General features: G+C 69.9%; 14 protein-coding genes and 1 riboswitch. Of the genes, 5 read left to right on the forward strand and 9 right to left on the reverse strand.

Annotated features, from left to right (window positions below; translation table 11 throughout):
- Positions 1 to 8 precede the first annotated feature (8 nt).
- The 3 genes from ACIQRL_RS29320 (at position 9) to ACIQRL_RS29330 (ending at position 2,704) form a co-directional block, all read left to right on the forward strand.
- The gene (locus ACIQRL_RS29320) at positions 9 to 416 is read left to right on the forward strand and encodes a VOC family protein (protein ID WP_401337171.1); all 408 of its coding nucleotides are present in this window, start codon (positions 9 to 11) and stop codon (positions 414 to 416) included.
- A gap of 322 nt (positions 417 to 738) precedes the next feature.
- Positions 739 to 1,854 carry an LOG family protein gene (locus ACIQRL_RS29325; RefSeq protein WP_401337173.1) on the forward strand — a complete coding sequence of 372 codons (1,116 nt, stop codon included), beginning with the start codon at positions 739 to 741 and terminating at the stop codon, positions 1,852 to 1,854.
- Positions 1,855 to 2,041: 187 nt separating this feature from the next.
- Positions 2,042 to 2,704, forward strand: coding sequence for an LAETG motif-containing sortase-dependent surface protein (locus tag ACIQRL_RS29330; RefSeq protein WP_401337175.1), 663 nt, complete (start codon positions 2,042 to 2,044; stop codon positions 2,702 to 2,704).
- Positions 2,705 to 2,814: 110 nt separating this feature from the next.
- Here the strand turns inward: ACIQRL_RS29330 and ACIQRL_RS29335 are convergent, their stop codons facing one another.
- The 5 genes from ACIQRL_RS29335 to ACIQRL_RS29355 all read right to left on the reverse strand — a co-directional run bounded on the left by ACIQRL_RS29335 (position 2,815) and on the right by ACIQRL_RS29355 (position 8,874).
- Entirely contained in the window at positions 2,815 to 3,837 is a 1,023-nt protein-coding gene (locus ACIQRL_RS29335) for an ABC transporter ATP-binding protein (protein ID WP_401337177.1), read from the reverse strand.
- Positions 3,838 to 5,559 carry an ABC transporter permease gene (locus ACIQRL_RS29340; RefSeq protein ID WP_401337179.1) on the reverse strand — a complete coding sequence of 574 codons (1,722 nt, stop codon included), beginning with the start codon at positions 5,557 to 5,559 and terminating at the stop codon, positions 3,838 to 3,840.
- Positions 5,535 to 6,626, reverse strand: a complete 1,092-nt coding sequence (locus tag ACIQRL_RS29345) for a thiamine ABC transporter substrate binding subunit (RefSeq protein WP_401337181.1) — start codon at positions 6,624 to 6,626, stop codon at positions 5,535 to 5,537. The genes ACIQRL_RS29340 and ACIQRL_RS29345 overlap by 25 nt, the downstream gene beginning before the upstream one ends.
- A gap of 76 nt (positions 6,627 to 6,702) precedes the next feature.
- Positions 6,703 to 6,808: riboswitch (TPP riboswitch) on the reverse strand.
- Positions 6,809 to 6,847: 39 nt separating this feature from the next.
- Positions 6,848 to 7,954 carry a 23S rRNA (adenine(2503)-C(2))-methyltransferase RlmN gene (rlmN, locus tag ACIQRL_RS29350; protein ID WP_401337183.1) on the reverse strand — a complete coding sequence of 369 codons (1,107 nt, stop codon included), beginning with the start codon at positions 7,952 to 7,954 and terminating at the stop codon, positions 6,848 to 6,850.
- Positions 7,955 to 8,400: 446 nt separating this feature from the next.
- Positions 8,401 to 8,874 (reverse strand): carboxymuconolactone decarboxylase family protein, encoded by a 474-nt coding sequence (locus ACIQRL_RS29355; RefSeq protein WP_401337185.1) that lies wholly within the window; start codon positions 8,872 to 8,874, stop codon positions 8,401 to 8,403.
- Between the two features lie 274 nt (positions 8,875 to 9,148).
- On the opposite strand from ACIQRL_RS29355, the gene ACIQRL_RS29360 reads away from it, so the two are divergent.
- Together ACIQRL_RS29360 and ACIQRL_RS29365 are read left to right on the forward strand one after the other, a co-directional pair.
- Complete coding sequence (locus tag ACIQRL_RS29360) at positions 9,149 to 9,493, forward strand: DUF6233 domain-containing protein (RefSeq protein ID WP_401337187.1); 345 nt, start codon at positions 9,149 to 9,151, stop codon at positions 9,491 to 9,493.
- 74 nt (positions 9,494 to 9,567) lie between these two features.
- On the forward strand, positions 9,568 to 9,816 hold the full coding sequence (locus tag ACIQRL_RS29365; RefSeq protein ID WP_401337512.1) for a hypothetical protein: 249 nt from the start codon (positions 9,568 to 9,570) through the stop codon (positions 9,814 to 9,816).
- A 99-nt stretch (positions 9,817 to 9,915) separates the two neighbouring features.
- On the opposite strand, the gene ACIQRL_RS29370 is transcribed toward ACIQRL_RS29365, so the two are convergent.
- The 4 genes from ACIQRL_RS29370 to tsf all read right to left on the reverse strand — a co-directional run bounded on the left by ACIQRL_RS29370 (position 9,916) and on the right by tsf (position 13,575).
- Positions 9,916 to 11,055: a phosphatidate cytidylyltransferase gene (locus ACIQRL_RS29370; RefSeq protein ID WP_401337189.1), complete on the reverse strand. Its 1,140-nt coding sequence runs from the start codon at positions 11,053 to 11,055 to the stop codon at positions 9,916 to 9,918.
- Positions 11,055 to 11,612 carry a ribosome recycling factor gene (gene frr / locus ACIQRL_RS29375; RefSeq protein WP_037625129.1) on the reverse strand — a complete coding sequence of 186 codons (558 nt, stop codon included), beginning with the start codon at positions 11,610 to 11,612 and terminating at the stop codon, positions 11,055 to 11,057. The genes ACIQRL_RS29370 and frr overlap by 1 nt, the downstream gene beginning before the upstream one ends.
- A 172-nt stretch (positions 11,613 to 11,784) precedes the next feature.
- Complete coding sequence (pyrH, locus tag ACIQRL_RS29380; RefSeq protein WP_401337191.1) at positions 11,785 to 12,555, reverse strand: UMP kinase; 771 nt, start codon at positions 12,553 to 12,555, stop codon at positions 11,785 to 11,787.
- Positions 12,556 to 12,738: 183 nt separating this feature from the next.
- On the reverse strand, positions 12,739 to 13,575 hold the full coding sequence (gene tsf / locus ACIQRL_RS29385; protein ID WP_401337193.1) for a translation elongation factor Ts: 837 nt from the start codon (positions 13,573 to 13,575) through the stop codon (positions 12,739 to 12,741).
- Positions 13,576 to 13,651 lie beyond the last annotated feature (76 nt).

The raw sequence follows: 13,651 nt of genomic DNA on the forward strand, positions 1-13,651 counted from the left end.
ACCCTCGCATGTACCAGCAGATGATCTTCGTGAACCTGCCGGTGTCCGATGTGGACACCTCGAAGAAGTTCTTCACGGAGCTCGGCTACACGATCAACCCGCAGTTCTCCACCGACGACTGCGCCTGCGTGGTGATCAGCGACACGATCATCGCGATGATGCTCAGCAAGCAGCGGTACGCGGACTTCACCAAGAAGCAGATCGCGGACGCGACGAAGACCAGCGAGGTGCTGCTGTGTCTGAGCGCCGAGAGCCGCGAGAAGGTCGACGAGCTGGTCGACGCCGCCATCGCGGCGGGCGGCTCGGGCACCGGTGAAGCGCAGGACCAGGGCTTCATGTACGGCCGCGCCTTCGACGACCCGGACGGCCACACGTGGGAGGTCATGTGGATGGACCCGGCGGCGGTCCAGGGCTGAGTCTCCCGACCCGGTCGACGTTCCGGGGCCGGCGCGCGGTACAGGGGTCCGCGCGCCGGCCCCGCGGCGTCTCCGGCGGCGCCCGGCCGCGCCCTCGCCGCCGGGCGCGTCACCTGGCGGACCATCACCCGACCCACGCACCGGAGAGACCCGGGTGACACGACAACAGGGCGAACTCCCGCACCACACCGCAAAGCCGGGCCGGTCCGCCGGCGCCGACACGGCAGACCCGCCTGACGGGCGCCACGCACCCGGGCGCGGGTCGTGGTGCCGGATGGCGGGACCCGGCTGTGCGGCGAAGGGCAGCCCCTAGCATGGCCGCGTGCAGCCGACGCCTCTTCACTCATCCCATGACCATGAGATCGAATCCCTCGCCGAGTTCGACGAAGTCGTCTCGGCGGGCGGCTCGCTCGCCCGTTTCCGCGTCCAGGCCGTCGATCTGACGGACCGTACGCGGGATCTGCTCGCCGTGGACACCACGGGTGCCGTCTTCCTCGGCTGCCCGATGGAGCCGGCGGCGGCCGAGCGCGTCCGGACCTCGGGCGCCCTCGTCTTCCCGCCCGTGCCGGGCCTCCCCCTCGACCCCTACCGAGGTCGTCTCTACTCCCCCGACGAGCTCTTCGCCTCGCTCGACGCGGGGTACGAGGCGACCCCCGACGCCCGCGCGTACGCCTGGTTCCAGCAGACCAAGGCCGACGGCGACATATTCGCGTCGATGGTGCGCGCGGTCCACGACGACTCCGTCTCGGACGCGCTCGACGAACTCCTCGCCGGTGTACGGGTGGTCGGCGTGATGGGCGGCCACGCGATGGCGCGCGGCACGGAGGCGTACGCGGGTGCCGCGCGGCTCGGCCGCACGCTCGCCCGCTCCGGTCTCATGGTCGCCACCGGCGGTGGCCCCGGCGCCATGGAGGCGGCGAACCTCGGCGCGTACGCGGCTCCCTTCGACGACGGCATGCTCGACGAGGCGCTGCGCGTCCTGGCCGCCGTCCCGTCGTTCACCCCCTCCGTCACCGACTGGGCGCGCGCGGCGTTCGAGGTGCGCAGGCAATGGCCGTCGGGTGGTCCCTCGGTCGGCATCCCCACGTGGTTCTACGGCCACGAGCCGCCGAACGCCTTCGCCGCGCACACGGCCAAGTACTTTGCCAACGCGACGCGCGAGGAAGGGCTGTTGGCCCGCTCGAACGCGGGTGTCGTCTTCCTGCCGGGCGCCGCCGGGACCGTACAGGAGATCTTCGACAACGCGACCCCCAACTACTACGAGTCGAGGGGCGAGCCCACTCCCATGGTCCTGGTCGACCGGGCGCACTGGACCGAGAAGTACCCCGCCTGGGAGCTGCTCAAGTCGCTGGCCTGCGAACGGGCGATGGAGTCGCGGATCGCGCTCGTCGACCGGATCGATGACGCTCCGGAGGCACTCAAACACTTCGGAGGTTAACGACTGGGTAAAGCCAACAGCCGGGCAGGGCATATGCATTGACAGCCCTTAGGCTGCGCTTATAAACCTGTGAGACTCCCGGGGGAGCTGTTGCTGGAATGATTCACAGCAAATCCCCCAACACCCCCCGCAGTTGCGCAACCTGTGAAGGGCAATCGTGTCCATATCTCGACGCACCGCACGTTCCGTGCGAATCCTCGGCGTTGCCTCCGCCTCTGCCGCGCTCGCGCTCGGCGTCGCCGGCAACGCACTCGCTTGCAACATCCGGGACTTCTCGGCCGCCGCCACCTGTGACGGCAACGGGAAGGGCATCATCACGGTGACCGACATCGACTCCTCCGCCAGGGAGGCCACCGTCACGGTCTTCCTCGAGTCGAACGGCGCCGACGACCACCAGGTCGGCGCTGCCCAGAAGGTCACCGGCAGCAAGAACGGTGCCACCGTCTCGTTCGCGGAGGACTGGGCCCCCAAGGCCGAGTACCGCGTCCACGTCAATGTCCCGAACCTCGTGGACAAGGACATCACGCCGAACCTGGTGACGCAGGCCGAGGCCTGCGCCACGAAGTCGGAGTCGCCGTCCCCGTCGGAGAGCCCGAAGCCGTCGGACACCCCCTCCGCCTCGGACACCCCCTCGGACTCGGCGAGCCCGTCGGACTCCGCGAGCAGTGCCGCCCCGGCCACCCCGGGCGACAACCAGCCGTCCGCCGCCGCCGGTGAGTCCAACCTCGCCGAGACCGGTGCGAACTCCAACACCCCGATGATCGCCGGCGTCGCCGCCGCGTTCGTCATCGTCGGTGGCGGAGCGGTCTTCTTCGGCATGCGCCGCCGTGGCGCCTCGAAGGCCGGCTGACCCGCAGCCTGTACGACCGTGTGGCCCGCCCCCGTCGAGGGGGCGGGCCACACGTCTGTCCGGGCGGCTCCTCGGCCAACTGGCCTGATTCCCGGGAGCACTGGCGGCGCCTACGCGCCGAGGACGACGATCTCGTCGGCGTCGAACTCCACCCCGACCACGTCCCCGGGCTCCGGCGCGTCCCGCAGCGCGCACGCCGCCTCCAGCCGGGGCGCGTCCTGCGGCTGGAGCTGTACGGCGACGTGCGTGCCCCGGAAGGTGCGGGCGGCCACCGTGCAGCGCAGCCCGTCCGCCGCGGCCACGAGCCGTACCCCGGCGGGCCGTACGAGGAGCGTGCCGGGCCCCTGGGGGGCGCCCTCGGGCACCGGGAGCTTGCCCCACGGGGTGTCCGCGACCGTCGCGCTCACCGTCGCCTCGACCACGTTGTCGAAGCCGAGGAAACGGGCCACGAAGGCGTCCACGGGACGCTGCCAGACCTCAAGGGGCGTACCGGACTGGGCGATCCGCCCGTCGCGCATCACCACGACCCGGTCCGCGAGCGCGAAGGCCTCGCCCTGGTCGTGCGTGACGGCGAGCACGGTCGTACCCAACGCGCCGAAGAGGCCGCGGAGTTCGACGACCAGCCGTTCGCGCAGCGAGCGGTCGAGCTGGCCGAGCGGTTCGTCGAGCATCAGCAGCCGGGGGCGCGGCGCGAGGGCGCGGGCCAGTGCCACCCGCTGCTGCTCGCCGCCGGAGAGCGAGGCGACGGCGCGGTCCCGGGCTCCGGGCAGACCGACCAGATCGAGCAACTCCCCCACCCGGGCCGCCTGTCCGCTCTTCGCGGTGCCGTGCATCCGCAGCCCGAAGGCCACGTTGCCGCCCACATCCCGCTGCGGGAAGAGCTGATGGTCCTGGAACATCAGGCCGACGCCCCGCTTGTGCGCGGGAACGTCCGCCTGGTCCCGTCCGTCCAGCACCACACGGCCCGCGTCCAGCGGCTGCAGTCCCGCCACGGTCCGCAGCAGCGTGGACTTGCCGCTGCCGCTCGGCCCGAGCACGCAGACGATCTCGTGCTCGGCGACATCGAGGTCGACGGCGTCGAGCACGGGCCGCCCGCCGAAGCGTACGGTCGCGCCCTGCAGGCTCAGCAGCATCTAGAACTCCCCGGTCCGGTCGGTCCGTACCCGCTCCAACAGCAGCAGCGCCACGGCGCACACCACCATCAGGATGGTCGAGAGGGCCATGGCCTGGCCGTAGTTGAGATCGCCCGCACGCCCGAGCAGCCGGGCCACGGCGACCGGCAGTGTCGGGTTGTCGGGCCGTGCGATGAAGACGGTCGCCCCGAACTCCCCGAGGGAGACGGCGAAGGCGAACCCGGCCGCGATCAGCAGCGCCCGCCGCACCATCGGCAGATCGACCTCGCGCCACACCCGCCACGGCGACGCCCCGAGCACGGCCGCGGCCTCCCGCAGCCTTCCGTCCACCGCCCGCAGCACCGGCAGCATCGTGCGGACGACGAAGGGGACCCCCACCAGCGCCTGGGCCAGCGGCACCAGGATCCAGCTGGCACGCAGATCCAGCGGCGGCTCGTCCAGGGCGATCAGGAACCCGAACCCCACGGTCACCGCGGAAACGCCCAGCGGCAGCATCAGCAGCGCGTCGAAGCCCCGCATGAGACGACCGGCGCGCCGGGTGAGTGCCGCGGCGGCCAGACCGCCGATCAGCACGGCGATGGCGGTGGCGGCGAGCGCGTACTCCAGCGAGTTGCCGACCGCCTCGATCGGGGCGACGAGGAAGACGCCTCCGTCGTCGTGGGCCAGCGCCGTGTAGTAACCGAATCCCGGTGCGCCGAGGGACCGCTGCACGAGGACCGCGAGCGGCAGCACCAGGAGGACCGCGACGCTCGCCAGCACGCCCGCGAGGAGCGCCCACTGCCCGGCCCCGCGCGGCCGGCGCGCGGTCGTCTCCGGGGCCACCAGACGCAGGGCGGTCTCCCGGCGGCGTACGGTCGCCGCGTGCACGACGAGGATCGCCCCCACCGCCACGAACTGGACGATCGTGAGCACCGCCGCCGTCTCCAGATCGAAGATCTCGGAGGTCTGCCGGTAGATCTCGACCTCGAGGGTCGAGAAGGTGGGACCGCCGAGGATCTGCACCACGCCGAACGAGGTGAAGGTGAAGAGGAAGACCATGAGGGCGGCGGCGGCCACGGCCGGCCCGAGCGCCGGCAGCGTCACCCTGCGCCAGGCCGCGAAGCGGGAGGCGCCGAGCACGCGGGCGGCCTCTTCCTGGCGCGGGTCGAGCTGCGACCAGAGCCCGCCGACGGTCCGTACGACGACCGCGTAGTTGAAGAAGACATGCGCGATCAGGATCGCCCACACCGTGGTGTCCAGGCGTACGCCCCACAGCTCGTCGAGCAGCCCGCCCCGGCCGACCAGCGCGAGGAACGCCGTGCCGACGACCACGGTCGGCAGCACGAAGGGCACCGTCACCACGGCCCGGAGGATCTGTTTGCCCCTGAACTCGAAGCGGGCGAAGACGTACGCGCCGGGGAGCGCGATCAACAGCGTGAGGGCCGTCGAGGCGAACGCCTGCCAGGTGGTGAACCACAGCACGTGCCGGATGTCCGGCCGGGTCGCCACGTCCCAGATCCGGCCCGGTCGCCAGCCGCCGTCCCCGTGGAGGCCGCGCGAGACGATCGCGGCGACGGGGTAGGCGAAGAACACCGCGAAGAACGCGACGGGCAGGACCATCAGCGCGAACCGTGTCGCGCCCTGCCCGCGCGCCTTTCGCGAAGCCCGGCCGACCCCGCCGACCTCTCCGCCCTGGTCGGTTCCGTCGGCTCGGTCGGCTACTTCAGTACGAGTGAGGTCCACGACTTGACCCACTGGTCGCGGTCGGCGGCGATCTTCGCGGGCGCCAGGGTCTCGGGATCCTTGGCCTGCGGACCGAACCGGGTGAACTCCGCCGGCACCCGCGCACCCTCACGCACCGGGTAGACGAACATGTTGAGCGGCATGTCCTCCTGGAACTCCTTGGTCAGCAGGAAGTCCAGGAACGCCTTGCCGCCCTTGGCGTTCTGGGCGTGGCTGAGCAGACCCGCGTACTCCACCTGCCGGAAGCAGGTACCGGCCGCGACCCCGGTCGGGGCGGTGGTGGGCTTCGGGTCGGCGTAGATGACCTCGGCGGGCGGCGAGGAGGCGTACGAGACGACCAGCGGCCGGTCGGCCTTGGCCTTCTTGCCCCCGGCGGACCCGGAGAACTCGTCGTTGTACGCCTGCTCCCAGCCGTCGACTACCTTCACCCCGTTGGCCTTGAGCTTCTTCCAGTAGCCCTGCCAGTTGCTGTCCCCGTAATGGGCGGCGGAGCCGAGCAGGAAGCCGAGGCCGGGCGAGGACGTGGCGGCGTTCTCGGTGACGAGGAGGTTCTTGTACGCGGGCTTGACCAGGTCGTCGAAAGACTGCGGCGGCGCCAGCTTGTGCTTGGTGAAGTAGGCCTTGTCGTAGTTGACGCAGATGTCACCGGTGTCGATGGGCGTGACCCGGTGCTTGTCCTGGTCCGTCCGGTACTGGGGCAGCACCTGGTCGGCGCCCTTGGCCGCGTACGGCTGGAACAGCCCGTTGTCGAGCGCACGGGAGAGCAGGGTGTTGTCGACGCCGAAGAAGACATCGCCCTGCGGGTTGTCCTTGGTCAGGATCGCCTTGTTGACGGCCTGCCCGGCGTCGCCGTCCTTGAGGACGCGGACCTTGTAGCCGGACTGCTTCTCGAAGTCGTGGAGCACGTTCTTCGACACGAGCCACGAGTCGTGGCTGACGAGCGTGATCGTCTTCGAGTCGCCCGAGCCGGCGGCGCCGGACGAGCCGCACGCGGACAGCGCGGGGAGCGCGACGAGACCGAGCCCGACGGCCAAGACCGCGAACCGCCTGCTGCTGGTGGTGCTCACTGATTCCTCCTGGGTGACCAGGAAGAGACGCGGCCCCACCCGGGACCTCTGACGGTTCCCGGGCAGGGCGCAACAGCTTGAGTAAGGACCGAACTTCCTACCCAGAATGACCTGGGCAAGGTTCAGAGGGTCTGCGGTCTGTCCCGCACTCTCAGCGCTGTGGCGCTCCCCTGTCGGAATATGAAGATGTCGGACTATGAGATGGACTGACTCGGCTCAGACTACCGCTCGGTCGCGGCGAGCTGACCACAAGCGCCGTCGATCTCCTGGCCACGGGTGTCCCGGACGGTCACCGGCACGCCATGGGCCGCGATGGCCTCGACGAACGCCTTCTCGTCCTCGGGCCGCGAGGCGGTCCACTTCGACCCCGGGGTCGGGTTCAGCGGGATGAGGTTGACATGCACGGGCTTGCCCTTGAGCATCCGCCCGAGCCGGTCACCACGCCACGCCTGATCGTTGATGTCCCGGATCAGGGCGTACTCGATGGACAGGCGCCGCCCGGACTTCGCCGCGTACTCCCAGCCGGCGTCCAGCACCTCGCGCACCTTCCACCGCGTGTTCACGGGGACGAGGGTGTCGCGCAGCTCGTCGTCCGGGGCGTGCAGGGAGATCGCGAGGCGGCACTTGAAGCCCTCGTCGGAGAACCGGTTGATGGCGGGGACCAGCCCGACCGTCGACACGGTGATACCGCGCTGCGAGAGCCCGAGCCCGTCCGGCTCGGGGTCGGTGAGGGCCCGGATCGCGCCGACCACCCGCTTGTAGTTGGCGAGCGGCTCGCCCATCCCCATGAAGACGATGTTGCTCAGCCGCGCCGGACCCCCGGGGATCTCGCCGTCGCGAAGCGCCCGCATACCGTCGACGATCTGGTGCACGATCTCGGCGGTCGACAGGTTCCGGTCGAGACCGGCCTGTCCGGTGGCACAGAACGGGCAGTTCATCCCGCAGCCGGCCTGCGAGCTGATGCACATGGTCACCCGGTCCGGGTAGCGCATCAGGACGGACTCGACGAGCGTGCCGTCGAAGAGCCGCCACAGGGTCTTGCGGGTGGTGTCCTGGTCGGTCGACAGGTGACGTACGACCGACATCAGCTCGGGAAGCAGGGCCTCCTGGAGCTTGCCGCGCGAGGCGGCCGGGATGTCCGTCCACTCGGCGGGGTCGTGCGCGTACCGGGCGAAGTAGTGCTGCGAGAGCTGCTTGGCACGAAACGGCTTCTCACCGATCGCGGCAACCGCCTCTTTGCGCTCGGCGGGCGTGAGATCGGCAAGGTGCCGCGGCGGCTTCTTGGCTCCGCGCGGCGCGACAAAAGTGAGTTCTCCGGGCTTCGGCATAACCCTTCCAGTGTCGCAGATCAACACCACCGGCCCAGGCCACAACGGGGTGGGGGCGATCACCCGCGGGCGCCACCTGTCAGCTCCGACCGACCTCGCACGACCTGGGGACGGCCCGTCCCGGCCCACGGCCGGACCCTCCTGGCGATTCCAGTGCCGGTGGCCCTGGTGCGACGACCATCGAGCGCGACCCATCAGGGAGGGGCCTGGGGAGCCAGGACGGGGCTGCTCATCGGGCTCGGAACTGGCGCACGGCGTGTACCCGCCTGCCCTGGACCAGCTGGTGACGTGCCGGGCGCCGGGATGTACCGACGCCCGGACCCGGTAAGTCGTACGCCTCCGCCCGGCACCAGGGGCCGAACAAGGGAGGCGGCGGCCTGCGGTCACCTCGGGGCCCGCGGCGGGCCTCGGCCGGACCCGGCAGGTCCGGCCGAGGCACCCCATCCTTACGCGAACTGGCCGGGCCGGTAGGCGCCGGCGGGCTGCTGGACGATGACGTTGCCGCGGTTGAAGGCGTTGATGATGGAGATGCAGCACACCAGGGCGGCGAGCTGCTCCTCGTCGTAGTACTTGGCGGCGTTCGCCCAGCACTCGTCCGTGACACCGCCGGCCGCGTCCGCGATGCGCGTGCCCTGCTCCGTCAGCTCCAGGGCGGCCCGCTCGGCGTCCGAGAACACCGTCGCCTCCCGCCAGGCCGCGACCAGGTTGAGGCGTACCGAGGTCTCGCCCTCCGCGGTGGCGTCCTTGGTGTGCATGTCGGTGCAGAATCCGCAGCCGTTGATCTGGCTGGCGCGCAGCTTCACCAGCTCCTGCGTCGCGGCCGGCAGCGTCGAGTCCTCGAGCGCCCTGCCCGCGGCGACGATGTGCTTCGTGAACTTGGCCGCGACCGGGCTGGCGAAGAGGTTCAACCGAGCTTCCATGGTGCGCTCCTGTGTCGTTGTTCGTGGCTACACCTCAATGACGGAACAGCTCCGCACGATGTGACACGACCGAATGTGACCTGCGTCTCCCACCCGCGGCGCCGCGACGATCCCCCTCGGCGAGGTTCAAAGGCAGGACTCCGAGGGACACAGGGGGCACAGGGGGAGACAGTCGGAGGAAGACGGCGGGAGACGGAGGGAGACGGACGGACAGGGGCGGACAGGCGCGGCCGGATGCTGCCGCGACGTCACGCCAAGCCCTAGAATCGAATACGTGTACGAAAACGTGTCCCGCCTGGAGCATCTGCGCAGCGTCCGCGCCTGGCTGCTCTGGCAACTGCGCCGCACCGACGACACCATCGCCGAGCTGGAGCGGCAGGAGGTCGCCGCCACTCGCGCGGCCCTTACGTCGCCCCCGCCGCCCCGGGGATGGAAACTCGCGATGCGACGGACAGGCGGCACCAAGGCCACCCCCGACGCCGTCCACACGGGCGACTGCGGCTTGGCCGGGAAGAACACGAAGCCACTCGCACGCGAGCAGGCTCTCCGGGCGATCACCGAAGACGGCGTCACGGCATGCCCGTACTGCCGCCCCGACACGGATCTGGGTGTCCTGTGAACCACGAACACGCGCAGCCGAACCACGAACAGCAGGAACAGCACGAAGAGCAGGAACAGACACAGCCCGACGGCGTGTCCACCGCGCCCATCACCGTCGGCCGCCCGGCAGGGACAGGCGGCCGTCGCGTGACGATCCGCGGCCGGAGCGCCGGCGTCGCCCACAGCGACGCCGACGTGGTCGAGTTCCTGCGCCGCGCGGGCCTCCCGGACGCGGGGGAGCTCCTGGACGATTCGCGCTGGGTGGAATGGCAGGACGGCCGGCCCCACACGTACGAGACCACCCCTCCCGGTCACGGGGATCACGGTGAGGTGATCGGATGACCGGAAGGGGTGGTCTCGTAGAGGCGCGCATCGTAGGTGCGTACGTCGCACGTGTGTGCGTCGCACGTACGCATATCGCGGGTGCGTGCGGAAAAACGATCAGCCGGATCCGACGAAGAGCACGAGCAGCAGCCAGACGACCGGAGCCGTCGGGAGCAGCGAGTCCAGCCGGTCCATGATGCCGCCGTGGCCCGGCAGCAAGGTGCCCATGTCCTTGATGCCGAGGTCACGCTTGATCATGGACTCGCCGAGGTCACCGAGCGTGGCGCTGGCCGCGACCGCGAGGCCGAGGATCAGACCCTGCCACCAGGTGCCGTCGTCGATCAGGAACTGCATGCACAGCGCACCCGCCACCATCGCGAAGCTGACCGCTCCGATCAGACCCTCGCGGGTCTTTCCGGGGCTGATCCGCGGCGCCAGCTTGTGCTTGCCGAAGCGCCAGCCGACGGCGTACGCGCCCGTGTCGCTGACGACCGTCAGGAGCAGGAAGGTCAGAACGCGGCGCGGGCCGTCGTCGGCCGTGAGCATCATGGCCACGAAGGTCGCCAGGAACGGCACGTAGAAGGCCGCGAAGACCCCCGCCGTGACGTCCTTGAGATAGCCCTCGGGAGGTTCCGTCATCCGCCAGACCAGCACGGCCAGCGCGGTGAGCGCCATGGCCACCCAGGCGCCCTCGGCACCGCGCACGTACCCGGAGACGACCATGGCGGCCCCGCCGAGCGCGAGCGGCACGAGCGGCGCCTTGATGCCCTTGCGTTCCTCCAGCCGTGAGGTGAGCTCCCAGAGCCCCACCACCACGGCGACCGCTATGACACCGACGAAGACGGCCTTGACGACGAACAACGACGCGACGATCACCGCGCCCAGCCCGACGCCCACTCCTATGGCCGCGCCGAGGTCGCGTCCCGCACTCTTCTTCTGAGGTGCGGGGGCGGGCTCGGGGGCGGTGCTGGGCATGGGCTCCTGCGGGCTCTGCGGGTTGTGCGACGGATCCCCGTAGGGCGCCGCCGACGGTGTGTCGTTGCGGACGGAGGGGCCGCTCGGCCGAGCGGCCCCCCTGTCGTCATCCTGGTCTCCGCCAAGTGCGGGTCCATCGGGCACGGTGGGCATGGGCCGAGTGTGCTGCGCGTCATGCGCATCGTACGTGGGACCCGCCGGGGCTGCCCCCTGGACAGGCCCCTGCTCGGACGGCCCCCAGTACCCGGCTTGTGGCGGCGCCCCCCAGGAAGAGTCGTTCATCAGACCTCGAGCAGCTCCGCTTCCTTGTGCTTCAGGAGCTCGTCCACCTGGGCGACGTACTTCGCCGTGGTGTCGTCGAGCTCCTTCTCCGCGCGGCGGACCTCGTCCTCGCCGGACTCCTTGTCCTTGACGAGCTTGTCGAGAGCGTCCTTGGCCTTGCGGCGCACGGCGCGGATCGAGACCTTGGCGTCCTCGCCCTTGGTCCGCGCGACCTTGATGTAGTCCTTGCGACGCTCTTCCGTGAGCTCGGGGAACGTCACCCGGATGATGTTGCCGTCGTTGCTGGGGTTGACGCCCAGGTCGGAGTCCCGGATCGCCTGCTCGATGTTGCGCAGCGCGCTCTTGTCGAACGGGGTCACCACGGCCATGCGCGGCTCCGGAACGGAGAACGAGGCCAGCTGGTTGATCGGCGTCAGCGCGCCGTAGTAGTCGGCCACGATCTTGTTGAACATCGCCGGGTGCGCACGGCCGGTGCGGATCGCGGCGAAGTCCTCCTTGGCGACCACGACGGCCTTCTCCATCTTCTCCTCGGCCTCGAGGAGGGTCTCTTCGATCACCACTTGCTCCTGCGTGTCTTGAGTAGGCCCGGCAGCTGATTCCTCGTCGGGGTTCGGCGGCCGGCTGCGTCGCGTCTTGTTCCTGCACGGTTCCGGACCGGCAGGACATTGTCCATCCCCCGGTCGGGGTCCGTCACGGACCGGGGGCGTACCCGGTCCGAAGCGTTCCCCGTCAGGCTCGGCCGCTCTGGTCACCCACGAGTGTGCCGATCTTCTCACCCTTGACCGCCCGCGCGATATTGCCCTCCGCCAGGAGCTCGAAGACCAGGATCGGCAGCTTGTTGTCGCGGCACAGCGTGATCGCGGTCATGTCGGCGACCTTGAGGTCCCGGGTGATGACCTCGCCGTAGCTGAGCGCGTCGAACTTGACGGCCTCGGGGTTGGTCTTCGGGTCGGAGTCGTAGACACCGTCCACACCGTTCTTGCCCATGAGGAGCGCCTCGGCGTCGATCTCCAGGGCGCGCTGGGCGGCGGTGGTGTCGGTGGAGAAGTACGGCATGCCCATACCGGCACCGAAGATGACCACGCGGCCCTTCTCCAGGTGCCGCACGCCGCGCAGCGGGATGTACGGCTCCGCGACCTGGCCCATGGTGATGGCGGTCTGGACGCGGCTGTCGATGCCCTCCTTCTCCAGGAAGTCCTGGAGGGCGAGGCAGTTCATGACCGTGCCGAGCATGCCCATGTAGTCGGAGCGCGCCCGGTCCATGCCGCGCTGCTGGAGTTCGGCCCCGCGGAAGAAGTTGCCGCCGCCGATGACGACGGCGATCTGGGCTCCGCCGCGCACGACGGCCGCGATCTCGCGGGCGATCTTGTGCACCACGTCGGGGTCGACGCCCAGTCCGCCGCCACCGGCGAACGCCTCGCCGGAAAGCTTCAGCAGAAAGCGTCCCGCGCCTTTGCCGTCGTCGCTCTTCTCGCCCTTGTCGGCCTGGGTGGTGGTCATGGAGATCTCCTCATGGTGCACATACGAAGAAGGCCATTGCCGGTGGGGTGTTGTTCGCATCCCATGCTCGGCAATGGCCTCCTCGTCAGATCTGCTGTCGTCCGGCACACACGCGTGGGTGCCGGCGCACGCGGACGACTGCTGTCGACCCTATAGGGGTCGCGCGTCGATCGCGGTACGGACTCAGATGCCGACCTTGATGCGCGAGAAGCGCTTCAGGGTGACACCGGCCTCGTCCAGAACCTTCTGGACGGACTTCTTGTTGTCGAGCGCGTACGGCTGACCGAGGAGGGTGGCCTCCTTGAAGAAGCCGTTGACGCGACCCTCGACGATCTTCGGGAGGGCGGCCTCGGGCTTACCCTCGGCGCGGGTGGTCTCCTCGGCGACGCGACGCTCGGTCTCGACGACCTCGGCCGGAACGTCCTCCTTGGAGAGGTACTTCGGCGCGAAGGCGGCGATGTGCTGCGCGATGCCCTTGGCGAGGTCGGCGTCGGCCTTGTCCAGCTCGACCAGAACACCGATCTGCGGGGGCAGGTCGGGCATGGTGCGGTGCATGTACGCGGACACGAACGCGCCGGAGAACTGGGCGAAGCGGTCCAGGACGATCTTCTCGCCCAGGTTGGCGTTGGCCTCGTCGACGAACGCCTGAACCGTCTTGCCGGGCTCGATCTCGGAGCCGAGGAGCGCCTCGATGTCGGCCGGCGACGTCTTGACGACGTGCTGGGCGATCTCGTTGGCGACGGCCTGGAACTTCTCGCCCTTGGCGACGAAGTCCGTCTCGCACTTCAGCTCGACCAGGACACCGGAGGTGTTGTCGTCAGCGATGATGGAGACCACGGCGCCGTTCTCGGCGGAGCGGCCCTCGCGCTTGGCGACGCCCTTCTGGCCCTTGATCCGCAGCGCCTCGACGGCCTTGTCGACGTTGCCGTCGGCCTCGTCCAGCGCCTTCTTGCAGTCCATCATGCCGGCGCCGGTGAGCTCACGGAGCTTCTTGACGTCGGCGGCGGTGTAGTTCGCCATGATTCCTGGAATCTCTCTCGAAGTCTGAAGATCTACGGGACGAACGGCGGGGGCTTTGTGGGCCCCCGCCGTTCAC

The sequence above is a fragment of the Streptomyces sp. NPDC091209 genome (assembly GCF_044757755.1).
Taxonomy (GTDB): Bacteria; Actinomycetota; Actinomycetes; order Streptomycetales; family Streptomycetaceae; genus Streptomyces.